This window comes from Shewanella sp. 10N.286.52.E4 (assembly GCF_041468785.1).
In the GTDB taxonomy this organism is placed as follows: Bacteria; Pseudomonadota; Gammaproteobacteria; order Enterobacterales; family Shewanellaceae; genus Shewanella; species Shewanella electrodiphila.
The window spans coordinates 17,649-43,311 of sequence record NZ_JBFRJJ010000023.1; the positions used below are offsets into that span (position 1 = coordinate 17,649).

Below are 25,663 nucleotides of genomic sequence, written 5' to 3' on the forward strand. Positions count from 1 at the left end.
GTTGGCGTTTTCACCAAAAATCTCTACAATTTGAACCTAAATTAACGAAATAAAGAGAAGAAAATGTGGTTTCAAAAACAAATAACCTTAACGGCTAAACCACGTGGGTTTCATTTAGTGACTGATGAAATATTAAAGCAGATCCCTGAATTATCGAACTTTTCAATCGGGCTAATGCACGTGTTCTTACAACACACCTCTGCGTCTATCACAATTAATGAAAATGCCGATCCCAGTGTTAGGCAAGATTTTGAGTCTTACTTTAATAAAACTGCGTCTGAAAATGAGCCTTACTATGTGCACACCTATGAAGGTAGTGATGACATGCCTGCACATTTAAAATCGAGCCTATTAGGTTGTGAGCTGTCGATTCCAATTAGTGATGGTCAATTAGCGGTAGGAATGTGGCAAGGGATCTATCTTGGCGAGCATCGTAATCATGGCGGTCAGCGACATATGGTGATTACAATTCAAGGTGAGTAGTGCTTAAGTCATGAATTATTCTGGCTAATCAAGTCGAAGAATGCTCGCTGAGGCATAGGTTTGTAAAAAAAGTAACCTTGTATAGCATCAACTTTATTGTTTTTTACGAAATCCAATTGTACTTGGGTCTCTACCCCTTCCGCCGTTACCGCAAGTTCTAATGCATTACTCATGCTTGCAATCGCTTCAACAAGTGCCCTATGACGGGGTCCTTGTTCAATTTTCTGTATAAAAGCCTTATCAATCTTAATTTGATCCACAGGAAAATTGGCAAGGTAGGATAACGATGAGTAACCAGTACCAAAATCATCTACCGAAATTTTAATCCCGCAACTTCTTAGTTGATTCAATAGACTCTCAATATTCTGGTGCTGATCCATCATCAATGACTCGGTAATTTCAAGCGTCAGCAATGATAATGGGAAGTCAGATTCTGTTTGTTGGTCCATGAACTCTTCAAAACACCGGAGAAACTGTTTTTGCAAATCGTCAGTTAAAAATTCACAAGTAGAGACATTTACTGATAATGCAATCGGTTCACCCTGTCGCCAGCACTCTGCAATGATCTTTAATGCCTGCTGTCTTACCCATTTACCAATAGGAACAATCAGCCCTGACTGCTCTGCGATTGGGATAAACTCTTCAGGAGATATAAACTCACCATTTAATTGCCAGCGTAATAGAATTTCAGCCTTTTCTATTTTCGAGGTTTTGGCTGAAACAATAGGCTGAAAATACAGTTCAAATGCTTCTTCGTTTAACGCTTTATTGAGTTCCATTTGCAGGTAAGCGGTACGTTCAGCATTTTTTTGCATTTCTTTATTAAAGAATTGATAGCTGTTACGACCTTTCAATTTAACGTCATACATTGCTTGGCTAGCAAAATTAATCAGTGACTCAACAATGGTTGAGTCTTCAGGGTAACGCGCAATACCAATACTCATCGACGGATGTATTTGCTGCTGCTCAATAATCACAACTTCCGTAACTGATTGGTTAATCTGTTTCGCGAGTGCGATAAGTTCATTATCGGTGATTAGACCTGGGATAAATAAACCAAATTCATCACCGGCGATTCTTGCTAGCATACTATTGGATGGCGAAATTAAACTTAAACGGTCTGACACTTCTTTAAGCAAAAAGTCACCATTTTCATGACCTAAGCTGTCGTTAATTAACTTAAAGTTATCTATGTCCATTAGCAGCACACTACAAGCAATATTATTTTGTTTTGTGCGTTCATGCTGCCAAACATAATCATATATTTTATCTAAAAAACATCTTCGGTTAGCAAGGCTGGTTAATGCATCATTATTAGCTTGAAAGTGAATCAGTTTATTTGCACTTTTATGTTCGCTTATATCTGTTATTAACCAAGAGAAACAATTTTGCTCACCATGATAATCTCTGAACGTCGTCACCGTGACTTCAGCATCAAATGTTTGGCCATTTCTTTTATAACCAACCAACTCCCCTTGCCACGTGTTGCCTCTTGTTAAATTTTTAAGCATCGAGCTTAATGCTTTTTCATCAGATCTTTCAAAAAAGACTTCTGGCTCAAAAACAGATTTGTCCGCAGTAAAATCTCGAGTAATGGTTTTGAACATTGGATTTACAAGTAATAAGGAATGGGAATCTGTTGTGATCACTAAGCCCATAGGTAACTTACTAAATATTCGACTTGTTAGTTGTTGTAAGTGTAAAGCCTGGCTACGCTCTATTGATAAACTGGCTAACTTTGCCGCTTCTTGAATTAATTCGAGATCTAATGCTGAGGGAGATTTCTTAGTATCATAATACATGGCAAACGTTCCTAAAACGTCACCATTTGAATCAATAATAGGCTCTGACCAACAGGCCTTTAGTCCCGCTTTGAGGGGTAATTCTTTAAAGGCTGCCCAATTAGGAGAGGTTTCAATATCCTCAACAATAACCCGCTTACCTGTGGCAGCTGCTGCGCCACATGAACCAATCTCAGGGCCGATTTCAACTCCATGAATAGCTTGGTTGTACTCTTCTGGCAAACTAGGTGCTGCACCATTAAGTAAACGCTTTTTATCATTACTGATTAATAAAACCGAGGCTTTGGTACCTATTTTTTGTGCTTCAATGGATAAAACTAAAGAATGGAGTATTTCGCGAAGTGGTGAGCCTTCCAGTACCATAGATAAAATCGTGCTATAACGCTCAATGCTTGAAGAGCGATGTGTTAAAACATCGCTACTCACAAAATCATTCACTTTATACTGCGCGCTATCCATAGAGCTCCTACGATTTAAAAACCTAGTGCGAACTGTTTATGACAGTTTGACTGCATCATATATATTATGAAGATTATGCATATTTAAAGATAAAATCAACAAAAGCATTACAAGTGACCAACAAGTGTACTCTTTGTAAAAAGGGCAAACATTTGATTAATCTAGTTTGAATGAGAATTAGCTATTTTTATGCTCTAAAAATAAAAAAAGCAGTATTGTCTGCTGACAATACTGCTTTTAATGATGTGTTTATCGTTAGATTTTATTTGAAACAATTCTTTAGAATTTTACTGAGTACTTACTCCAAGATAACTGGAAATATTCAAACAACAACAACTAACTCAAAAGCTAGGCTTCGCTTACACGTTCCATACGGGCTAAATAAAAACCATCAAAACCATGTTCTGAAACCAAAATTTCTTCATCATCGATTAATTTAAAATGAGGATTTGCAGCTATAAATGCATCAACTTGGTTACGGTTTTCATCCGGCATAATCGAGCAAGTTGCGTACACAAGCATCCCACCGACTTTCACCATACGGCTGTAGCTTTGTAAAATATCTTTTTGTAGCTCAATTAATACCGGCAGGCGTTCTGGCGTGTCACGCCATTTTGAATCTGGATTACGTTTAAGCACTCCAAGACCAGAACAAGGCACATCAAGTAGCACTCGATCTGCGGTAAGTTTTAAGCGTTTAATGGTTTTACTGCTGGCAATAATACGTGTCTCAACATTATGCGCACCGGCTCTACGAGCACGAGTCTTTAAATTGTCGAGTTTCCACTGCTCAACATCCATCGCTAACAAACGGCCTTTACCTTTCATTTGCGCTGCAATATGTAATGTCTTACCACCTGCCCCTGCACATGCATCTACAACTCGCATACCCGGTTTTGCATCAACAGCGGCTGCGACAAGTTGTGAGCCAGCGTCTTGCTGCTCAAAGTAACCTTCTTTAAATGCTTTGGTTTTAAATAAAGCAGAATCAGAGCGAACTTCAAGGGCACTTTCTACCCCGTCAACTTCAGCTGTTGCGACTAATTCTTTGGTTAAACGTTGCTTTAATTCTTCTCTAGTCCCTTTTAAAGAATTAGCTCGGATATAACGTTTAGGTACTGCTGCTAACGCTGCTCTTTCTGCTGGCCATTTATCACCTAATTGCTCAGCACCTAGAGTATCTAACCACTCAGGACAACCGTCCCATAATGCTGGCTGCGTTTTAGCTTCTGCGATACGCGCGGCAAAATCGTCTGCATCAACTTGTAATGCATATTCCATCTTAGGTAATTCAAGTTTATGGAATAAATGCCATCCATTGAGTAACTTTGACCCCATTCTTTCGATATCATCTGCTTTCATATCAACTAAGTAGCAATATAAATTCAAACGACGAAGAATATCACCTGTTACTGTAGTGATACGGGCAAGTTCTGCAGGCGGAAATTGCATACCAGAAAAGTTGTGAGAGTATGCTCTGTCTAATGGTTTACCATCAGTTAACACCATGGTTAGCACATCAATTACCAGTTCAGATGAACTGCCAGAAAGTGGGAAAGTCAGCATTGGGGATCTCACAGAGTAAAGAAAAAGAAGTTAATACAGAAAAGCGATTGGATCATAGGAGCTAACGGACGCTAGCGCAAGTGTAGATTCTTATAAATCAGCGCTAAAATCCAATAAACTAAAAACAAAAAGCAGCCAACTGGCTGCTTTCGCATAAGTACAGATGATTATAGGGTCTAAAGATTAGATTCTTGAGCCTTTAGCACCATAAAATATAATGAATGCATAACAAACCACTGGCAAAATAAATGCAGGTTGTATTCCCATACTGTCGGCCATCACACCTTGCAATAAAGGAATGATTGCACCACCAACAATAGCAAGACAAAGCACACCGCTGCCCTGTGAAGTATGAGGCCCAAGATCTCTTAATGCTAAACTGAAAATCGTTGGGAACATAATCGAGTTAAATAAACCTACTGCCAAAATCGCATACATCGCTACTTGACCGCTGGTGTACATTGCAACTAACACTAATGCAGCCGCCATCAGGCCATTAAAAGCCAGCACCTTACCAGCAGAAATCTTTTGCATTACAGCGGAGCCAATAAAGCGTCCAATCATAGCTCCGCCCCAGTAATAAGTAATGTATTTAGCAGCATCAGCTTCTTTAAGTCCTACAATATGCTCTTCGCCTAAAAAGTTAACTAAAAAACTACCAATTGATACTTCTGCGCCAACATAAACAAAAATACCGATAGCTCCCAAGACTAAGTGAGTGCTTTGTAGTGCACTGCTTTTGCCTTTATAAGTCACTTCACCTGTTGAATCTGGTTCAACATGCGCTTCAATCACCGGCAGTTTAAGTTTCGCGAATATCACGGCTAACACAGCTAAAGTAGCAGCAAGAAACAAGTACGGCATTTTAACGACTTCAGCTTCTGCTTGTGCATGGCTTAATTCACCCACTGCGCCAGTGGCAACTGACAGAATTAAGATTGCGCCAAAGTATGGCGCAACTGTAGTACCTAAAGCATTAAAAGCCTGGGTTAAATTAAGGCGGCTTGATGCCGTTTCTTCACTACCCAGCGCATTAACGTATGGATTGGCAGCGACTTGTAAAATAGTAATACCCGACGCCAGCACAAATAGTGCCCCTAAAAACAATCCGTAAACAGCAAAATCAGCAGCAGGATAAAACAACGCGCAACCAAAACTAGCAATAACAAGCCCTGTGACAATCCCGCGCTGATAACCCAATTTTTTAACGAGTTTTCCAGCAGGGAGAGACACTAAAAAGTAAGCACCAAAGAAACAAAATTGAATCAACATTGCTTCGGTATAACTTAACGAAAATACTGCTTTTAAATGAGGAATAAGGATGTCATTTAAGCAAGTAATAAAACCCCACATAAAAAATAATGATGTGAGCGATACGAGTGCAAAACGATATTTCCCATCGCCTGAATGGCTGACGGTTGCGGTTCCGCTTGAAATTGTTGAGGCCATAATTTAGGTACTCTTGTTATTGTATTAAGAAACTTATACTGAGTTATCGGCTTGAATAATGAGTCAAGCTTATAAACTAAAACAGCAACCCGAAGGTTGCTGTAATATCAACTTAGTCGATGATGGCAAAAAAGCTATTAAACCCATCAAAATTTAGCACACTGTCATTAACGAGTTCAGCGCTTGCTAAGCCATGATTATCAATAACTTGTTTAATATTAAGGTTTGAAACATCAAACTGGTTAGTGGTATTTGCCAGGTTAAACACCACTAACAAAGTTTGAGTTTCAAAATGACGTGTAAAAGCTAAAACAGGCTCATCAGTATCGATAAATTTAATGTCGCCTGCCACTAATGCTGGGTATTGTTTGCGCCATGCCAAAAAGTGACGATAGGCATTCAATGTAGAATCAGTATCATTTTCCTGAGCATCAACCGATAAAGCTTTATGTTCGTCAGGTATCGGTAGCCAAGGTTTGTTAGCTTCGCTAAAGCCTGCTTGAAGATGATCTTTTACCCAAGGAATAGGCGTTCTACAGCCATCACGTCCTTTGAACATCGGCCAAAAGGCGATACCGAATGGATCTTGTAGTTGTTCAAACTCAATCGGGGCTTCTGTTAATCCCAGCTCTTCCCCTTGATAGCTGCAAACACTGCCACGTAATGAACACAGTAAGCCATTTAGCATCTTAACAAGATCTGAATTGGTTTCACCTTTGCCCCAACGAGTTGCAACCCGCTGTACATCGTGGTTCCCAATAGCCCAACATGGCCAGCCGTCGCCAATGCTGGCTTCTAGCTCTTCTACGGTTTGACGTATATAAGCAGCGCTAAAATCGTTAGTTAATAATTCAAAGCTATAAGCCATATGTAAGCGTTCGTCACCTTGAGTATATTCAGCCATCGTCGCCAAAGAATCTTCAGATGACACTTCACCTAACGTCACAGCACCAGGATATTTATTGATTAAGGCACGTAAATCTTCAATAAAACCGACGGTTTGTGGTCGAGTATTATTGAAATAGTGATATTGGTAAGCGTACGGATTATCTTCACTAAAACCACGACCTTGACGCTGATCTTTTGGTTTCGCTGGGTTATCACGTAACTGTTCGTCGTGGTAACAGAACGTAATCGCATCTAACCTAAAACCATCGACGCCCTTTTTCAGCCAGAACTCAACGTTATCTAATACCGCAGCCCTTACATCAGGATTGTGAAAATTTAAATCTGGTTGGCTTTTTAAGAAGTTGTGTAAATAGTATTGTTGACGACGTGGCTCCCACTCCCAAGCGCAGCCACCAAATATGGCTAACCAATTATTTGGTGCTGTACCATCTTCTTGTGGATCAGCCCATACATACCAATCTGCTTTATCGTTATCACGACTTAATTTGCTTTGCTTAAACCAAGCGTGCTCGTCAGAGGTATGGCTTAACACCTGATCGATGACAACTTTAATATTCAGCTTATGTGCTTTAGCAATAAGTTCATCAAAGTCTTTCATTGTGCCAAACATAGGATCAACGTCGAGGTAATCACTGATGTCATAGCCAAAGTCTTTCATTGGTGATTTAAAGAATGGCGAAATCCAAATAGCATCGACGTTCAAACTAGCAATGTAATCAAGTTTAGTAATGATCCCTTGTAGATCCCCTACTCCATCTCCATTGGAATCCATTAAGCTTCGTGGATATACCTGATATATCACTCCGCCACGCCACCATGATAACTGACTCATCGCACACCCTCTGTAATAAGCGAATTAACTACAAAACAACCTTGCTACAGTTAACTCTTTGTTGCGACCCAGTAACAGGCCGTCGTTATTATTTAATTGACTCGAGGATACGTGAATATGGAAATGAGGTTCAATAGAGCTGCATACGTATGCAAAGAATTAATACATTTTTCAAAAATACACACTAGAGGGTTTAGTGCTATAATTCAGTCACTTAAATAGTCGACAACATGACTTTCGAATGTTAATTAAAAGTAAAAAAAAGGTCTTTTTTTGCCTATCCAATCTTTGAATACGTATGCATAACGTTGTCGAGCAAAGAATGCTAGGAGTAGTATCTTCACTGTTCCGCAACAAAACGGAAATATACCTCAGCGCTTATGCAGTCAATTAAGCAAGCTGAAGAAAAATACTATAAAGACTGTAATTATAAATAATAGAAATCTAACAGCTCTACCTTACTTATAAGAGCTGTTGGCCATTCAGAAGGGGAAAGATGGATGTCGCTATTTAAACCAAGCTTACTGACGTTAGCAATGGTTGCTGCCAGTACAAGCATGTACGGCTACGCAGCTGAAGCAGAAGATACTGTTACTGCAGATGAATCAATTGAAGTACTAAAAGTCACCGGTATTCGCCGTAGCTTGCAAAAGTCACAATCACTAAAGATGTCTAATTCATCAATAGTTGAAGCAATATCTTCAGAAGACATCGGTAAACTTCCCGATGTTTCTATTGCAGAGTCATTAGCTCGCCTTCCTGGTATTGCAGCTCAACGCCTTGATGGTCGTGCCAATGTTGTTTCAATCCGTGGCTTAGGCCCTGATTTCACGATGGCTACATTAAATGGACGTGAACAAGCTTCTATTAATGATAACCGTGGTGTTGAGTTTGACCAATACCCTTCTGAATTACTCGATACAGTAGTTGTTTATAAAACGCCTGATGCTTCACTAATGTCACAAGCCATTGGCGGTACTGTAGATATGCAGACAATTAGCCCTCTTCGTCATGGTGAGCGAACAGTCGCTATGAACTTACGTGCAGAAAGCAATGATCTAGGAGCTTTGAATTCAGGTTCTGAAGATAAAGGTTACCGTGGCAGTATTTCATATATTGATCAGTTTGCTGATGACACCATTGGTATTGCATTAGGTTATTCTAGAATGCAGTCGCCTAACCAAGAAGAACGCTGGAACTCATGGGGTTATCCTGAAGACGCAAATGGAGACAAAGTTTTAGGTGGTGCAAAACCATACGTTCGCTCAAGTGAACTTGAACGTGATGGCGTCATGGCAGTTTTTGAATTTGTCCCGAATGATAATTTACGATCTGTTGTAGATGTTTTTTATACAAAATTCTACGATGAGCAAATCCTACGTGGTATTGAAATCCCTGGTGCTTGGGGTGGCGGATGGGCTAACTCAGGTACTGACTCAATTACGGCTGAAAATGGCCTTGTTACTGAAGGTGTTATCCGTGATGCTGGCGTTTTGATTCGTAACGATGCCAACACTCGTGATGCTGATTCATTATCAATCGGTTGGAATACAGAATACATCATCAATACTAACTGGACCGTAGAAGCTGACATTGCAATGTCAAAAGTTGAACGTACTGATATCGGTATCGAGACTTATGCAGGAACGGGGCGTGGTAATGGAAATGGTGCAACTGAAGATTTGGGCTTTAAATTTAATGGTGAAGGTGGCTACACATTTAATCCGGCATTAGATTATTCAGATCCAAACTTAGTTAGACTTGGTGGTGCATTCAGCTGGGGCCCTGGTAGTATAGATAGCAATATGCAAGATGGCTTTATCAACAAACCTGAAATTGAAGATGAGCTTAAATCACTCCGTTTAGGTTCTACTTATACTTTTGATGACGGTTTCATGCGAAGCATTGAATTTGGTGTCAATTTAACTCAACGTGAAAAGACAAAAGATGATCAAGGTTATTACCTAACTCTAAAAGGTTATGACAAAGATACTGCTCCTGATTATATGATGACAGTACCTGAAAAATACTTACTTGATCCAACATCATTAGCGTTTTTCGGTATGGGAGATGTGTTGTCTTACGATGCACTAGCATTTTATAACGATGGCAACTACAACGAGCTTGATGCTGCAACAGTACAAGTCGACCGTGCTGTAAATTCATGGCAGATAGAAGAGAAAGTCAATACATTCTATGTAAAAGCTGACTTTGAAACTGAAATAGGCGAACTCCCTTTAACAGGTAATTTTGGTGTTCAAGCCGTTGATAGTGAGCAAAGCTCTAATGGTACCGCAGCTTCAGTTCAGGATGATGACTCAATTACCTTAACTCCAAGTTATGGTGAAGACTCATACCTAGAATGGTTACCAAGCTTCAACCTCGCGCTTCAAGTTGCTGAAGATCAACGTTTGGTTTTTGCAGCAGCTCGTACATTAAGTCGTGCTCGTATGGATAAAATGAATGCGAATTTAAACTATTCTTACAATGAAAACCCGACTGATGGCGTATACTGGACTGGTTCTGCAGGTAACCCTCAGCTTCGTCCTTGGATGGCTCGTCAATACGATTTAAGCTATGAAAACTACTTCAGTGATCAAGGCTATTTTTCGGTAGCGGTGTATTACAAAGACTTAGAAAACTTCGTATATGATCAAGATGCATTTGTTGATTTCAGCGAAATTCTGCCTGGTGTAGAACCGGGTCAAGAAGCAGGTAAATTTACTACCCCTCAAAATGGTGAAGGTGGTTACGTTCAGGGTATTGAAGCATCAATATCTCTTGATTTTGGTATGTTCGCTGATGTTTTAGAAGGTTTCGGTACTATTCTAAATGGTTCTTACAATGAATCAGAAGTTAAAGAAACTGCAGATAGTGAACCAACGGCTTTACCAGGTCTTTCAGAAAAAACATTCAATGCAACTGTTTACTATGAAAACTCAGGCTTTGAAGCACGAGTGAGCTCTCGTTACCGTAGTGATTTCCTAGGTGAAGTTACTGCAATTAGCTTAAGTAGAGAAAACCAAAATGTTGCAGCTGAAACGGTTGTAGATGCGCAAATTGGTTATGACTTTGGTGAAGGTGGATTTACCACTCTTGAAGGTCTTTCTGTTCAATTTCAAGTTAATAACTTAACAAATGAACCATTCACAACCTACTTTGGTGATGATGCTCGAGAAATTCGTGATTACCAAAACTATGGTCGTAACTATATGTTAGGTGCGAACTACAAGTTCTAATGAAGTAGATAATAAAAAGCCTCTGTATTTACAGGGGCTTTTTTATAGCAATTTATAATACTAATTTAATATTACCAACAGTCTTTGAGGTTTGATAATGACGAGTAAAATTAACGAAATTGTTATTGTAGGTGGTGGTTCTTCTGGATGGATGACTGCAGCTTTGCTTTGCAAGATGTACAAACAAACAATAAAAATAACTCTGGTTGAATCGAGCACTATTGGCAGCATAGGTGTTGGTGAAGCAACAATCCCACCTTTAAAAATTTTCAATGATGTTTTAGGCATTAATGAGAAAGACTTCATTGAAAAGACTCAAGCAAGTATAAAGCTCGGTATTCAATTTGAAAACTGGGGAAAAGAAAATGACGCTTACATGCACGCGTTTGGAGATATAGGTAAAAATATTGGGTATACCGCTTTTCATCATTATTGGTTAGCTAGTAAGCCTAAACCTTCTTCGTTATGGGATTACTCTTTTAACTACCAAGCCGCAATAAACAACAAGTTTGCTGTTAAGCCTCGGATTCATAACGACCAATTATCTGGGTTAACTCATGCCTATCATTTTGATGCAGGTTTATATGCTCAGTTATTACAACAATACTGTCGCGAATCAGGCATCAACCACATAGTAGGTGATATAGAAAAAGTTGAACTCGCAGAAAATGGTTTTATCGCTAACTTAAGACTAAGTTCAGATAAAAAGATTAGTGGTGATTTATTTATAGATTGTTCTGGTTTTGCTGGCCTATTGATTGATAAAGCGCTCGGTGTGGGCTACGAAAGTTACCAACATTGGTTAAAATGCGATAGTGCTTGGGCTGTACCTAGCGAAAAATCCTCGCCAATTATTCCATTTACTCGTTCTATAGCACATGATTTTGGATGGCAATGGCGTATCCCACTGCAACATAGAACAGGTAATGGTATTGTCTTTTCTTCTAAGTTTATCGATGACGAAACAGCTAAAAAAACGTTATTAGATAATTTAGACACTCGCCCCCTCGCTGAACCCAAGCTCATTCATTTCACACCTGGTAGAAGAATTGAGCAATGGCATAAAAACTGTATTTCTATTGGTTTATCTTCAGGTTTTTTAGAACCTCTCGAATCTACAAGTTTACATTTAATTCAAACAGCAATAATTAGACTGACTAAGTTAATGCCAAACGGGCATATCTCCCCTACTTTGGTCAGTGAATATAATCGCCAATCAAAATTAGAGTTTGAGCAAATACGAGACTTTATCATTTTGCATTACAAGTTAAATCAACGTGAAAATGGCGATTTATGGAAAGTATCAAGTGCTATGGATATACCAGATACTTTAAAGGAGAAAATTGAGCTATTTGAAGAAACGGGTAATTTATTTCGTCGTGATAATGAGCTATTCACCGAAGAAGCTTGGCTTCAAGTCATGGTCGGTCAAGGTATTTTACCAAAAGATTATAACCCTCTCGCTGAACTTATAAATCAAGAAGACAGAAAGGACTTTTTAACAAACCTAAAAGCTGTTTATCAACACTATTTAGCCGATCTATCAACTCATGAACAATTCTTACAGAGATAATCAAGGAAGTAAGATGATTAAGCATAATAAACTAACTTTCCAGGCAAATAAGCATGATTTGCATTATTCAACAAAGGGTTTGTCACGGTTTAGCCGACTTATCTCACTATTATTTTTGTTAGTATTTATTCCACAAACACATGCAATAAATTTAAAGGTTGAACCAGAATCATGGTGGGCTGATATGGAAAATAGCTGCTTACAAATACTGGTTTATGGCGATAACATTAGTCAAATGCAGGTTAAGTTAGATCAATCTCAGGGTGTAAAACTAAAGCAAACTCATCAATCAACCAGCCCAAATCACCTTTTCATCGACCTTGATTTGAAAAATGCTCAACCTCAAACCTTGCAGTTCGGTCTTTATGATAACGACACATTTATTCAAAGCTTTGATTACTCAATACAACCTCGTGAAGTTGGCTCACGTGATAGACAAGGCTTTAGCAACAAAGATGTCATTTATCTCATCACCCCCGATCGTTTCGTTAATGGCAACCCCGATAACGATAACCACCCTAGCATGCTTGAAAGCGTCAATCGCAGCGATAAAGATGGTCGTCATGGCGGTGATATTATGGGAATACGTAAATCGCTACCTTATTTACAAGACTTAGGTGTCACCCAATTATGGATAAACCCGCTACTAGAAAATAACCAAGCTCAATATTCCTACCATGGTTATTCAACCACTGATTTTTACAACATAGATCCTCGCTTTGGCAGTAATGAAGAATACAAATCATTAGTGGAAGAAGCACAGCAGTTTGGTATTGGGATCATCAAGGATGTCATTGTAAACCATATGGGTTCAGGGCATCGGTGGATGGCTGACTTCCCAACGTCAACCTGGATTAATGGCCAAAAGCAATGGCAACAAAATCCACAAGACATCATCTACACCAGCCATCGCAGAACCACAGTTCAAGGCCCATACGCCATGGCCGATGATAGAGCTGAGTTTGAAAATGGCTGGTTCACTGACACTATGCCTGACATGAATCAAACTGATCCATTTATGGCAACTTACCTTATCCAGAACAGTATTTGGTGGGTGGAATATGCTGGCTTAAGTGGCATTCGCGAAGACACCTACTCATATGCAGACAAGGCATTTTTGACTCGTTGGTCCAAAGCTATCATGGATGAATACCCAAACTTCAATATTGTCGGTGAGGAATGGACTGATAACCCAATTACAGTCAGCTACTGGCAAGCAGGAAAACAAAATGCCGACGGCTATGTATCACACACACCTAGCATGATGGACTTTCCATTGTATGAAGTTCTTATTTCAAGCCTGACAGAAAATGAAGACTGGGGCAGCGGCTTTATAAACTTATATGAAATGCTCGCTAATGATGTGGTTTATGCAAAGCCAACCGACCTAGTGTTATTTGAAGGTAATCATGACACTAATCGCCTTTTCAGTTTAATGAATGATGATATTGCATTGTATAAAATGGCGATGACATATGTAATGACCAGCAACCGAATCCCGCAAATGTTTTATGGCTCTGAAGTATTGATGACCAGCCCGACAAAAGATCGTAATGACGGTCTCGTTCGTGGTGATTTCCCAGGCGGTTGGACAGATGATGAAGTGAATGTATTCACACAGCAAAACTTATCTGAACGCCAAGCAGATGCATTAGCATTTAATAAAACCTTACTTAATTTTCGAAAAAGTTCATTAGCGCTGCAGCAAGGCGCGTTATCTCACTACGTGCCTAAAGACGGGGTTTATATACAAGCAAGACGTTACAAAGCTGCTAATAGAGATGAAACCGTACTGATAATTTACAATAAAAACGACCAGCCACAGCAACTGGATCTATCTCGTTTTAAAGATGTTATTGGTGACAATAAAAACGGCGAAAATATCTTCTCACAACATTCGTATTCATTAGATAAGTCGCTCACATTAAAAGAGAAAGGTGTCATTATCTTAACGCTATCAAAATAATCTCTTTCCTTTGAGATAACGCAGAAACAACTAAAATTATAACGCTGTCATAAGAGATAACTATGTCGACTTTATTACCAAGCATAAGTTTATTACAAAACACGAATGCATTAGCAAACAAGAAATCTTCTATTATAAGATTAAGCATGTGCGCTGCCGCATTATTCATGGTCGGCTGCACTAAGCAGACTCCAGTAGAAAATTCATTAATGGAATCTTCATCGTCAGCTAAAACTGAAAAGGAATTGATGTCTGAGCCTTTGACAGGAAAACCCGTGGTGTACCAAGTCTTCACCCGTTTATACGGTAATACCAATACCACAAATAAGCCTTGGGGAACCATCGCAGAAAATGGTGTGGGTAAATTCAGCGACTTTACCGACATAGCCCTACAAGACATCAAATCATTAGGCACTACTCACCTTTGGTATACGGGTATTCCGCACCATGCATTAATCAATGACTACACTGAATTTGGTATTAGTAATGACGACCCTGATGTCGTAAAAGGTCGTGCGGGTTCACCTTATGCAGTAAAGGATTACTACAATGTTAATCCCGACTTAGCAGATAACCCACAGCAACGTTTAGCCGAATTTGAAGCATTAATCAAACGAACTCATGATAATGGCATGCAAGTTATTATTGATATTGTGCCGAATCATGTAGCAAGAGATTACCAATCATTAGACGCAATTGATCCGACTCAAGCAGCCCTGTTACCTAAAAATCGTCAATTTGGCCAAAATGATAATACTCAAGTTGAATACGACAAAAACAATAACTTCTATTATGTGGTTGATTCAGAGTTTGCCGTACCCGACGCCATTAATGGCTATCAGCCGCTAGGAGGTGAACAGCACCCTCTGGCCGATGGCATGTTTGAAGAAAAACCAGCTAAATGGACAGGTAACGGTTCCCGTTTGGCTAAACCTCATGCAAATGATTGGTATGAAACGGTTAAGGTAAACTACGGTGTTAAACCAGACGGCAGTTACGACTTCCCAGCTCTACCAGAACATTTTGCAGACAAAAGTGTTACTGAGCACTATGCATTTTGGCAATCACAACAACCAGAATCAATCCCAGACTCTTGGGTTAAATTTAAAGACATTACAGAGTACTGGCTAGCAAAAGGCGTTGATGGCTTTCGTTATGATATGGCTGAAATGGTGCCTGTTGAGTTTTGGAGTTACTTAAACAGTAATATTAAACATATCAATCCTAACGCATTTCTATTAGCTGAAGTGTATAACCCAAGTCTATATCGCGATTATATTCACTTAGGAAAAATGGATTATTTGTACGATAAAGTCGATTTATACGACACATTAAAAGACATTATTCATCGCAAAACATCAACCGCACAAATCACGGTTGATCAAGCAAAAGTGATGGATATTGAACAACATATGCTGCACTTTTTAGAAAACCATGACGAGCAACGTATTCATACTGATGACTTTGCTGGTACACCAGAGGCAGCGTTGCCAGCTATGGTTGTGTCTACAACCATAAGTCGCTCTCCAACCCTTATATATTTTGGTCAAGATGTTGGTGAACAAGGCGCTGAAAATGCAGGCTTTGGACAAGCTACAAGAACCAGTATTTTTGATTATGTGGGCGTGCCAGCACACCAGCGCTGGATGAACAATGGCGCCTTTGATGGCGGTCAATCGTCAGCAAGTGAAAAGTCACTTCGTCAGTATTACCAAACCCTATTAAACCTCAGCCATACCGCCCCTGCACTTACAGGCAAGTATTATGAGCTAGATAGTATAAACCGTTTGAGTGAACAAGCTGAAAATGAAGTTAATAGCTCATCTGATAGTCTTAGTCTCAATGCCAATATCAATGCCAATGCCAATAATCAATACAATGACAGCTCATTCGCATTTAGTCGTTATAACGATGAACAATTCATCATTGTGGTTACAAACTTTAGCTCTTCAGATGAGTCATCGTTTACTTTATCACTACCGACTGAATTAATCAGCGCTGCCAAATTAACTGCTGCTCAATATCAATTAGTCGATTTACTTGACGATAAAAAGCAATCACAACAACTTAGTATCAATCAAGCAGCGGCTGGCACAATCAGCATCAAACTTAATCCACTTGAATCGCAAGTTTTAGCTGTTGATTTATAAGCCTTAACCTCAAGCTTTTATAGTAGATGCTTGGTTTTAAATACAGGGTAAAAATTAAACTAAAAAGCCAGAACGTTATCCTAAATGACCTTCTGGCTTTTTCATCACACCATCAATAAACAAACTTATTTATATAGCTGAACAGGCTCTACGGTTATCTTGTAATCTTGTTTCAATTCGTCAAGTAAAAGCTGGCTCAAGGTTGCTGCTGCGCGATACAAGCCAGACGTACTGTGTTCATTAACTAACTCAAGAAAACGTCCACTCCAAGGTAATAAGTGCATTTTTAACAGTGTTGCCGTTCGATTAGCTTCTGGGTGCTCACATAACGACTCATTAAAGTCATTTAAGCTGGTATGTTCCTCAGCGTCATCAAGTTCCATACAATGGATCAAAGCCACCAGCATCAGACTAAAATGATCCACTGGTTCATTTTGTTCTAAAGTGAAATTCAACTGGTACTTCTTACAAAACTCCATAAATGCCAACGTCGTTAAGTCAAATAAACGATTTTGCTTATTGAGATACACAGAGCCCCACGGGTATGCAAACTTGCCTTTGGGTCGAATAAATAACCCATTAAAATCTTGTTTTAATTCTACTAAAGGCTGCTCAGTTGCCAGCCTTTTAATCTCATTCAATAAAATTAAAACCGGACCTTGCGAGTTAGTTCTATTTGTTATGAATAATGAGGTATCCAGTTCGGATATCGTTTCCTTTAAATCTTCATCAGGGTTTCTATAAAATATTTCAGCTAAAAGATTAAACATTAACGCCTTAGATTTAACGTTATCAGCATTAGTCATGTTATTTCCTTATTATTTACTTACCTTCATAGTATTTCAGGTTATTATTTATATCTGTGATACGTTCCAATTTATATAAAACAATTAGTACGATTTATTTAATACAGTGACTTAGATCATCATTCTATTTATCAATAACTCGTATGATTATATGATTGCTATTAAACATGTTAGGTAGATTTATGTTAGTGATGAGTTTTAAAGAAAGATGGCGCGCAGCAGAGTTAGCTAGCGCAATAGAAAAAAGCTTGATGAATGACCCTGTTTGGAAATCATCATCTAACCCAGCAAAGTCTATCGATGACATTAGCAGAAAACTAGCAAGCCTTGTTATCACTGACTTTAGACGAATCGACCCCTTACCTAAAACATTAAATGAAGCAGAGTTATTAGGCGCATTCTTTTCTGGTTTCAGTCTGCTAATCAATAATAGCGTTAACCAGCAAACCATGACCAAAATAGATTACTCTATCATTGCCTTAGCAAGGGGGTTTGCTTTAGATATTGATTTATCACATAACCAAGCGTTATTAGACCATGCAAGCTCTGTTATTCAAGTAGCTAATAACTGGGATAAACATATAAGAAATGTCAATCAACGTCGTAATACTCGCTTCACTGTATAGCATAATACTAATTAATGACTTGTTATAATGCATTAAATTTTATAAAAATATTAATCATATAACTACGACTTTATAACAGTTATCTTAATTACACTTACCTAAATTAAAAGCCAGCATCAGCTGGCTTTTAATTATCAACTTATTAAATAAAAGTCTTAAGCAATTATACTTTAGGCTTATATAAATTTGATGTTCTTATTCTCTTAATTTAATAAATACTGTAGTTGGCCCAGTCCCTAAGTCTGAATGTCCATCACCTGATAAACTTGCACCTGGTAACGCCATCGCCTCACTGAGATCCATAACATCGAGTACTTGTACTGGACAACCCGATACACAAAAAGGCTTTTCACCAGCATCAAGTTTGTCTTTACACATATCACACTTAGATAGAATCCCCCGCCCAGGGTCTACTTTAGGGGCATCATATGGACATGACATTTTACACATGCCACAACCAATACATGTTGCATCATCGATATAAACAATCCCATCATCACGTTTAAACATAGCGCCAGCAGGACATTTTGCGACACATACTGGGTCTTCGCAATGGTGACAAGATTGGCTTAAGAACACAGCGACATCTCGTCCTTGATTATTGGATTTCTCACCTTGGCTTACATCACGTAGCGTAATGAATTCATTCATATCTTTACCTGCTTGGCAGGCAACTGTACATGCGTCACAACCTACACAGTTTTCTTGACGAAATACAAAACATTTTTGTTCAGTCATTGATTTATTCCTTAATGAATTGGATTACGCTGGTGCAATATCAACACGAGTAGCATGGAAAGATGAACCATTATTCATGTCAGTTAACTCACTGTTTGTTAGTTGGTTAACTGCACTCCCGCTTCCATTCTCATTCAGTTTTTTCCAACTGTTTTTCCAAGCAAACACAGTACCCACTGCCGTCATTGGCTCTACTCTGGCTACAAACTGAATTGATGCTGTACGGTTTTCATAACGCGTTGCCGTCAATATGACTTGATCGCCATCATTAATGCCTTTTGCTGCTGCGTCACTCGGATTGATATACACAGTGTGCTGAGGGAATGTACCCGCAATGAATTTGATGTTAGCCCATTGAGAGTTACTCATTTTAGGGTGAGCTGGGGTTAATAAGCGGAATTCACGCGCTTTTTCTTCATCTGTCATCCCTTTTGTAGCAAAATCATTCGATTCAGGGGTGCCAGTATCAATGACAGGATTGAATTTTTCTGGGTCAAAATAAGTACCACTGGTATCTTTAAATTCAATTTTGCCACTTGGTGTTGGGAAGTCGTAATCTTTTCTGAATGGATATGGCACAATTGGGCTATCCCAATTTTGTTCGCATAGCTCATCGTAGCTAATATTGCCTTTCCAAGTCCCACGCATAATGTCATCCATGCTTTCACTAAACTCAGGGTCGCTGTAACCCATTGCCTTAGCAAGTTCTTGGAAAATGATGGTATCGGGTTTTGACTCATACAGAGGCATAATCGCTTTGGTACTGTGCTTAGCGTAGTAACATTGATAGCTATCGATCATGTTCACTTGCTCAATGTAGCTTGATGTTGGCAGAAGATAATCAACATAATCCATGGTGTCCGTTTGGAATAAATCGATACCAACTAAAAACAAGTCATCTCGCATTAAGCCAGTTTCAATTAAATCAACATCGGGCGCAATTGCCATTGGATTACTTGAATAAACAATCATGGCTTTAATTGGGTCACAAGGCTCATCAAAAGCTAATGGGCCATATTGTCCGTCTTCATGTTGATAATCTTCTGGTAATAATGATTTACCGATTTCATTGATACTGACCGTATCTCTTACTGCGCCTTCAGGTGTTAATGAACCGCCACCAGCATAGCCCCAATCATACATGCCACCAGCTTGGGTATTTAAGTAAACAACGCCCGCACCCACTTTACCAATATTACCGGTTAATGCTGCAATAGTAGGGATCGCTTTCACCATACGACCACCGTTTAAAGTACGCTGTAAGCCATAACCAATGCGGATCATCGCACATGATGCACCAGCATAAGCGCGTGCAAACTCTTGGTATTCAGCTTTACTTACACCGGTTTCTAACTCAATTTCTTCATGCGTAAACTCATCAAGACGAGCTAATAATGCTTCGTAATCTTGAGTGTAAGATTCGATAAAGCCAGTATCGTGCAGGCCTTCTTCAACCAATACTTTCGAAATGCCAATAACTAAGGTTGCATCAGTACCGGCGGTAGGTTGTAACCAAACATCTGCTTGAGATGCAAGAGGTGTTCTTGCAGGGTTAACCACTAAAATTTTAGCGCCATTATCACGCGCTTGGTTAATGAATTTAAGATGATGGATATTGGTTGCTTGCTCATTGGTACCCCAAGAGACAAAACACTTAGTGTTGACGTAATCTTCAGGGCTTGGACCAGAAAACTCACCTAAGATGGAACTCATGCCAGAATAACCGGCACTAGCACAAATGTTTCTTTCTAATTTTCGGCTAGCGATACGGTTAAAAAATCGGTTAGCACCTGATGTCGCGCCGATCCCGCTATATCCAGAATAGGTATAAGGTAGGATCGCATTACCAGTATGAGCTGCAATAATTTCATTTAACTTGGCGGCAATTTGCGTATTCGCTTCTTCCCAAGTAATCGGTTCAAATGTTGCACCTGGTCCTCTTGGACCTACTCGCTTCATTGGCTGTTGAATTCTATCAGGACTATAAATTGATTGCAGATAAGCATGGCCTTTAACGCAAGGAGTACCTGCTGTAACTGGGTGAGTTGGATCGCCATTTACTGCAACAGCAACGCCATCTTTTGTCGATATCATTAAGCTACATCTATCACCACAGTTTCGCGGGCAAGTTGTATGAAATACACCATCTGGTTCAGGTGTTGGAGGCTCAATTACTGGCGGTTCAGTCGTGTCATCATCACTACTAGAACACCCCATAATACTTGCGGAAAATGCAAATGCGCTACTGCCTTTTAAAAAGCTACGTCTGTTCATCACCATGGTATTTCCTTTTTTTTTATGTAAAGGAACAATACCAAATCATACTTTCAGCAAATAGAAGTTTAAATTATAAAACATAGGTAAGTCATAGATTTAGCTGCACTTTTAACACTATCACAATTGCTATTACTGCAAGGCGCACTTGCAAAATCTAAATTTAACAGCCACTTTTTGAAACAATTACAGCGAGCGCAATCAAACACATTAACACCTGTATCTAAGAGGCGTTTTCAGTACCAAATAAACAACGATACAACTAGTAATTTATTTCTCAATTTTCAATTAAACACCTAATTACAAATACTTCTCATTTCAAATATATTTTATAAACGAAAAATAAATTCAACCAATTTATGACAATTGAATTGAATACGTATGTAACAAATTGCAGCTGAATAATTAACAGCTCTACTATGGGTTAAGGAAATACAAATAATAAAATGGAGTCACAATGTTATTCGCTTCAAATAACAAGCAGCATTCAATTACATCAAACATCAACTGTAAGCGAGCTCTACTAACGACATTGAGCGCCCTAACACTCTTTGCAACCCATACTCATGTACATGCCCAAACTGTAACCGTCAGCTCCCCTGATAAAAAAATTCTTGTCAGCCTTACTGATGATGGTGATAGACCAGAGTATAAAGTCAGCTTTAATGGCCAAGATGCAGTATTAAATTCACGTTTAGGTTTGGTATTTCAGTCTTTGGGGGAATTCGGCAGCGGTTTTGAAATTAAGTCATCTGATATTGAGTCATCCTCTACCCGTTGGCAGCAGCCCTGGGGCGAACGAGAATGGGTACTTGATCAGCACAATAAACTCACCACAACATTTTCAAATGGCACCTATGAGTTTACGCTTGAATTTAAAACCTTTGATGACGGTATTGGCTTTAGATATACCGTCCCTAAACAAGCCTCTCTCGCCGATGTTACATCGCTTAATATAATTAACGAGCTCACTGAATTTTCAGTACCTGATGCCCATAATGCAACAGCTTGGTGGATCCCTGGGCGTGGTTGGAACCGTTACGAATATTTATATAACACCACAAGTGTTAATAAGGTCGACCGCGCACATACACCATTCACATACAAATTAAACAGTGGCACCCATTTAAGTATTCATGAAGCCGCCTTAACCGATTACGCAGCTATGGTGCTAGATCAACGCAGAGACGGCACATTAAAAGCTGATTTAACCCCATGGTCTGACGGTATATTAGTTAAAACAGCACCCGGATTTACCACCCCATGGCGTACGATTCAAATAGCCGATAAAGCGACAGGCTTGCTCAATTCAGATTTAATCCTCAACCTTAACGAGCCCAATAAACTCGGTGATGTCTCTTGGGTACAACCAGGAAAATATGTTGGTATTTGGTGGGGCATGCATTTAAATGAGAACACTTGGGGATCGGGTGAAAAACATGGCGCTACCACCAGCGAGACTAAACGCTATATGGACTTTGCCGCCAAATATGGCTTTGATGGCGTGTTGGTCGAGGGCTGGAATATCGGTTGGGATGGTAGCTGGTTTCATAATGGCGATGTTTTCAGCTTTACTAAGCCCTATGATGATTTTGATATCGACGCAGTAAGTGAATATGGTGCGAGCAAAAATGTGCGATTAATTGGTCACCATGAAACCTCTGGTTCAGTTACCAACTACCGTAACCAGATGAGCGACGCTTACGACCTGTATAAAAAGCACGATGTGACTCAAATTAAAACAGGTTACGTTGCTGATGGCGGCGATATTAAGCGTATCGACGAAAATGGTATAACTCGCCACGAATGGCACGATGGTCAGTTTATGGTGAACGAATACCTCCATAGCGTCACTGAGGCCGCTAAACGCGGGATCAGTATCAATACTCATGAACCAGTAAAAGATACTGGTCTTCGTCGTACTTATCCAAACTGGATTGCCAGAGAAGGTGCCCGTGGACAAGAGTTTAATGCTTGGGGCACACCGCCTAACAATCCAGAACATACCGCTATTTTGCCATATACCCGTATGTTGTCAGGCCCAATGGATTTCACTCCTGGTATTTTCGACTTAGCTCCTAAAGGCTTAGATGCAGTGAACCGCGTACAAACCACCCTTACAAAACAATTAGCCTTGTATGTGGTGTTATACAGCCCGATTCAAATGGCCGCTGATTTACCAAGAAATTATGTAGAAAGATTAGATGCATTTCAGTTTATTCAGGATGTACCCACGGATTGGAGTGAGAGTATCGCTGTAGCGGGTGAAATCGGTGATTATGTCGCCTTTGCCCGCAAAGACCGTGCATCAGAAGATTGGTATCTCGGTGCACTGACAGACGAAAGTCCACGTAAAGTCGTCATTAAACTCGATTTCTTAGGAGCAGATAAACAATATCAAGCGCAAATTTATCGTGATGGTGATAAAGCGAATTGGGAAACCAATCCCTATGATTATGTGATTGAAACCAAGACTGTCACCGCAAAAGGTGAATTGAGCTTATCACTTGCTAGCAGTGGCGGCACTGCGATTCGCTTCAAAGCTTTGTGATTTGGATTAGGCTCATGACTTACGTTTACATCGCTGGCTAGTTTGCATCGCTGGCTAGGTTACACCGTTAGTTAAACCCGTTATCAATGCTTTACTCGTTATATTGTTTAACGAGCCAATTAATTTAACAATCTCCCCCAAAAGCCTGTTGTGCAATGTCTTCGTTGCCTTCAGGTTTTTCTTCATTTACAGTGCCTTATATTTCATTCTTAAATACAATGCTAGCACCAATACTGCTGCCTACCTGTTACAAGTATGATCACTTTTCGTTGTGCATAAATGATGAATACGTATGTAATGAGTTGTGCCAAATTCCGCCTCAAGGCTAATATAAAACCTGCTAAATTTCTTCCTCTGCTTGTGGGGATGGATTGGGCTAGGTCGTTACTGACACATCACCTTCATCGGATTGTGTCAGGTTTTGAGTACCTTTGATAACTTCATTATCAACCGAAGATATCAATACGAGGTCTTTGGCGAATACCCGTCTAAGGGAGATGAGTATTCGCCATTTTTTTAACTATCGTTTTATCAGACGTATTAAGCACCTAGCGATAGCCACTAGTAAAATAAGAATTCAGCCTTGATGCTGAACGAGCCATTTAAAATGGAAGATAAAGGAATAATCATGTCTGTCGATAATAATAACCAGCCTCAGGCTTCTACACAGATCCAGCGTCGTCAACAACCGGAATTAAGCTTCTGGCAAATTTTTAACATGTGCTTCGGATTTTTGGGGATCCAATTTGGTTTTGCGTTACAAAACGCCAACGTCAGTCGCATATTTCAAACCTTAGGCGCAGAAATAGACGAAATACCAATTCTATGGATTGCAGCTCCCCTTACGGGCCTTATTGTACAACCTATTATTGGGTACTTAAGTGATAATACATGGAATGGTCTTGGGCGACGTCGTCCTTACTTTCTCATCGGTGCAATCTGTACCACACTAGCCTTATTCATCATGCCGCACTCACCCGTACTTTGGGTTGCTGCTGGCATGCTATGGATTATGGATGCATCAATTAATATTGCTATGGAGCCCTTTCGAGCATTTGTAGGCGATAACCTGCCAAAAAGCCAACGCACACAAGGCTATGCAATGCAGAGTTTCTTTATCGGTATTGGTGCCGTTGTTGCTTCTGCCCTTCCTTATATTTTAACCAATTTTTTTGACGTCGCGAATACTGCACCTGAAGGACAAATAGCCGACTCAGTTCGCTATGCATTTTACTTTGGTGGCGCGGTGCTATTTCTTGCTGTTGGCTGGACTGTAATCTCTTCAAAAGAATACTCACCAGAAGAAATCAGTGCTTTTCAAGCTCAAGATGAAGCCCAAAGCGGAAAAGAAACCTCAGACGAACAACGCTCGCGCACTGCTGGCCAGTATCAATTTGCGGCGCTTTTATGGATGGCTGTTGGCGCTATCGCAACCGGCCTGGTCATGGGTTTTGACTTGGACAAACAACTGTATATTCTCACCATAGGTATTTTCACTTTTGGTCCACTTCAGCTTTACTGCTCAATGGCACTCAAAAAAGTGACGAGCACCAACATTGCAGAACGAGAGTCACTCGGAATGGTTTTTAATGTGGTAGATGATTTATTTCATATGCCCAAAGCCATGCATCAACTGGCGATTGTGCAATTTTTCTCTTGGTTTGCCCTATTTGCAATGTGGATTTATACCACCTCAGCCGTGACCTCATATCATTACGGCACATCAGATGTATTAACCAAAGCATACAATGATGGTGCTGATTGGGTTGGGATGTTATTTGCCTCTTATAATGGCTTTGCTGCATTAGCCGCGATTGCCATTCCCTTCTTAGCTAAAGCCGTCGGTATTCGTTTTGCTCACACCATTAACCTTACCTTAGGTGGGCTTGGTTTAATCAGCTTCTTCTTTATTACAGATCCGGCTTTGTTATGGATCCCAATGATTGGGGTTGGTATCGCGTGGGCATCCATTCTTTCAGTTCCTTATGCAATGTTATCGGGGATTTTACCACCGAAAAAAATGGGCGTATTCATGGGGATTTTTAACTTCTTTATCGTTATTCCCCAGCTACTTGCTGCCAGTGTATTAGGCGTGATTTTAAAAACCTTGTTTGACGGTCAGCCAATTTTCGCATTAATAACGGGTGGTGTATTTATGATTATTGCCGGTGTTGCAGTGCTATTTGTTGACCAACCTAGCAGCGATGTTTAATAAAACTAACGATACAAATTCAAAAAAT

At 39.7% G+C, this 25,663-nt stretch carries 15 protein-coding genes; 8 read left to right on the forward strand and 7 right to left on the reverse strand.

Features of this window, described 5'->3' with window-relative positions; all coding sequences use genetic code 11:
* Nucleotides 1-63: 63 nt before the first annotated feature.
* Complete coding sequence (locus AB4153_RS13575) at nucleotides 64-483, forward strand: secondary thiamine-phosphate synthase enzyme YjbQ (RefSeq protein ID WP_371997803.1); 420 nt, start codon at nucleotides 64-66, stop codon at nucleotides 481-483.
* Between the two features lie 8 nt (nucleotides 484-491).
* Here the strand turns inward: AB4153_RS13575 and AB4153_RS13580 are convergent, their stop codons facing one another.
* The 4 genes from AB4153_RS13580 to AB4153_RS13595 all read right to left on the reverse strand — a co-directional run bounded on the left by AB4153_RS13580 (nucleotide 492) and on the right by AB4153_RS13595 (nucleotide 7,500).
* Nucleotides 492-2,744 carry an EAL domain-containing protein gene (locus AB4153_RS13580; protein WP_371997804.1) on the reverse strand — a complete coding sequence of 751 codons (2,253 nt, stop codon included), beginning with the start codon at nucleotides 2,742-2,744 and terminating at the stop codon, nucleotides 492-494.
* A gap of 348 nt (nucleotides 2,745-3,092) precedes the next feature.
* Nucleotides 3,093-4,310 carry an RsmB/NOP family class I SAM-dependent RNA methyltransferase gene (locus AB4153_RS13585; protein ID WP_371997806.1) on the reverse strand — a complete coding sequence of 406 codons (1,218 nt, stop codon included), beginning with the start codon at nucleotides 4,308-4,310 and terminating at the stop codon, nucleotides 3,093-3,095.
* A gap of 183 nt (nucleotides 4,311-4,493) precedes the next feature.
* The gene (locus AB4153_RS13590; RefSeq protein WP_371997807.1) at nucleotides 4,494-5,759 is read right to left on the reverse strand and encodes a sugar MFS transporter; all 1,266 of its coding nucleotides are present in this window, start codon (nucleotides 5,757-5,759) and stop codon (nucleotides 4,494-4,496) included.
* A 112-nt stretch (nucleotides 5,760-5,871) separates the two neighbouring features.
* Nucleotides 5,872-7,500, reverse strand: a complete 1,629-nt coding sequence (locus AB4153_RS13595; RefSeq protein WP_371997809.1) for an alpha-glucosidase family protein — start codon at nucleotides 7,498-7,500, stop codon at nucleotides 5,872-5,874.
* 500 nt (nucleotides 7,501-8,000) lie between these two features.
* On the opposite strand from AB4153_RS13595, the gene AB4153_RS13600 reads away from it, so the two are divergent.
* The 4 genes from AB4153_RS13600 to AB4153_RS13615 all read left to right on the forward strand — a co-directional run bounded on the left by AB4153_RS13600 (nucleotide 8,001) and on the right by AB4153_RS13615 (nucleotide 16,428).
* On the forward strand, nucleotides 8,001-10,739 hold the full coding sequence (locus AB4153_RS13600) for a TonB-dependent receptor (protein ID WP_303514431.1): 2,739 nt from the start codon (nucleotides 8,001-8,003) through the stop codon (nucleotides 10,737-10,739).
* A gap of 97 nt (nucleotides 10,740-10,836) precedes the next feature.
* Nucleotides 10,837-12,312, forward strand: a complete 1,476-nt coding sequence (locus tag AB4153_RS13605) for a tryptophan halogenase family protein (protein ID WP_371997811.1) — start codon at nucleotides 10,837-10,839, stop codon at nucleotides 12,310-12,312.
* 13 nt (nucleotides 12,313-12,325) lie between these two features.
* On the forward strand, nucleotides 12,326-14,278 hold the full coding sequence (locus AB4153_RS13610; protein WP_371997813.1) for a glycoside hydrolase family 13 protein: 1,953 nt from the start codon (nucleotides 12,326-12,328) through the stop codon (nucleotides 14,276-14,278).
* A gap of 62 nt (nucleotides 14,279-14,340) precedes the next feature.
* A complete protein-coding gene (locus tag AB4153_RS13615; RefSeq protein ID WP_371997814.1) occupies nucleotides 14,341-16,428 on the forward strand; it encodes an alpha-amylase family protein in 2,088 nt (695 codons plus the stop codon).
* Between the two features lie 125 nt (nucleotides 16,429-16,553).
* Here AB4153_RS13615 and AB4153_RS13620 read toward each other — a convergent pair whose 3' ends face one another.
* A complete protein-coding gene (locus AB4153_RS13620) occupies nucleotides 16,554-17,234 on the reverse strand; it encodes a molecular chaperone (protein WP_229369527.1) in 681 nt (226 codons plus the stop codon).
* A gap of 182 nt (nucleotides 17,235-17,416) precedes the next feature.
* Here AB4153_RS13620 and AB4153_RS13625 point away from each other — a divergent pair, with 182 nt between their 5' ends.
* Nucleotides 17,417-17,860, forward strand: coding sequence for a hypothetical protein (locus AB4153_RS13625; protein ID WP_371997816.1), 444 nt, complete (start codon nucleotides 17,417-17,419; stop codon nucleotides 17,858-17,860).
* Nucleotides 17,861-18,055: 195 nt separating this feature from the next.
* On the opposite strand, the gene AB4153_RS13630 is transcribed toward AB4153_RS13625, so the two are convergent.
* Nucleotides 18,056-18,598, reverse strand: coding sequence for a 4Fe-4S dicluster domain-containing protein (locus AB4153_RS13630; RefSeq protein ID WP_371997818.1), 543 nt, complete (start codon nucleotides 18,596-18,598; stop codon nucleotides 18,056-18,058).
* 24 nt (nucleotides 18,599-18,622) lie between these two features.
* On the reverse strand, nucleotides 18,623-20,878 hold the full coding sequence (locus AB4153_RS13635; RefSeq protein ID WP_229369534.1) for a molybdopterin-dependent oxidoreductase: 2,256 nt from the start codon (nucleotides 20,876-20,878) through the stop codon (nucleotides 18,623-18,625).
* 451 nt (nucleotides 20,879-21,329) lie between these two features.
* Between AB4153_RS13635 and AB4153_RS13640 the strand changes: the two genes are divergently transcribed.
* Both AB4153_RS13640 and AB4153_RS13645 read left to right on the forward strand, forming a co-directional pair.
* Nucleotides 21,330-23,423 carry a glycoside hydrolase family 97 protein gene (locus tag AB4153_RS13640; protein ID WP_371997820.1) on the forward strand — a complete coding sequence of 698 codons (2,094 nt, stop codon included), beginning with the start codon at nucleotides 21,330-21,332 and terminating at the stop codon, nucleotides 23,421-23,423.
* Between the two features lie 628 nt (nucleotides 23,424-24,051).
* Nucleotides 24,052-25,635 (forward strand): MFS transporter, encoded by a 1,584-nt coding sequence (locus AB4153_RS13645; RefSeq protein WP_102526208.1) that lies wholly within the window; start codon nucleotides 24,052-24,054, stop codon nucleotides 25,633-25,635.
* Nucleotides 25,636-25,663: the final 28 nt, after the last annotated feature.

Excerpts from the sequence above, each read along its gene's own strand:
- AB4153_RS13620 (WP_229369527.1), bottom strand. The coding sequence starts at position 17,234 with ATGACTAATGCTGATAACGTTAAATCTAAGGCGTTAATGTTTAATCTT.
- AB4153_RS13630 (WP_371997818.1), bottom strand. The coding sequence starts at position 18,598 with ATGACTGAACAAAAATGTTTTGTATTTCGTCAAGAAAACTGTGTAGGT.
- AB4153_RS13590 (WP_371997807.1), bottom strand. The coding sequence starts at position 5,759 with ATGGCCTCAACAATTTCAAGCGGAACCGCAACCGTCAGCCATTCAGGC.
- AB4153_RS13640 (WP_371997820.1), top strand. The coding sequence starts at position 21,330 with ATGTTATTCGCTTCAAATAACAAGCAGCATTCAATTACATCAAACATC.
- AB4153_RS13575 (WP_371997803.1), top strand. The coding sequence starts at position 64 with ATGTGGTTTCAAAAACAAATAACCTTAACGGCTAAACCACGTGGGTTT.
- AB4153_RS13605 (WP_371997811.1), top strand. The coding sequence starts at position 10,837 with ATGACGAGTAAAATTAACGAAATTGTTATTGTAGGTGGTGGTTCTTCT.
- AB4153_RS13600 (WP_303514431.1), top strand. The coding sequence starts at position 8,001 with ATGTCGCTATTTAAACCAAGCTTACTGACGTTAGCAATGGTTGCTGCC.
- AB4153_RS13645 (WP_102526208.1), top strand. The coding sequence starts at position 24,052 with ATGTCTGTCGATAATAATAACCAGCCTCAGGCTTCTACACAGATCCAG.
- AB4153_RS13610 (WP_371997813.1), top strand. The coding sequence starts at position 12,326 with ATGATTAAGCATAATAAACTAACTTTCCAGGCAAATAAGCATGATTTG.
- AB4153_RS13580 (WP_371997804.1), bottom strand. The coding sequence starts at position 2,744 with ATGGATAGCGCGCAGTATAAAGTGAATGATTTTGTGAGTAGCGATGTT.
- AB4153_RS13635 (WP_229369534.1), bottom strand. The coding sequence starts at position 20,878 with ATGGTGATGAACAGACGTAGCTTTTTAAAAGGCAGTAGCGCATTTGCA.
- AB4153_RS13595 (WP_371997809.1), bottom strand. The coding sequence starts at position 7,500 with ATGAGTCAGTTATCATGGTGGCGTGGCGGAGTGATATATCAGGTATAT.
- AB4153_RS13585 (WP_371997806.1), bottom strand. The coding sequence starts at position 4,310 with ATGCTGACTTTCCCACTTTCTGGCAGTTCATCTGAACTGGTAATTGAT.
- AB4153_RS13615 (WP_371997814.1), top strand. The coding sequence starts at position 14,341 with ATGTCGACTTTATTACCAAGCATAAGTTTATTACAAAACACGAATGCA.
- AB4153_RS13625 (WP_371997816.1), top strand. The coding sequence starts at position 17,417 with ATGTTAGTGATGAGTTTTAAAGAAAGATGGCGCGCAGCAGAGTTAGCT.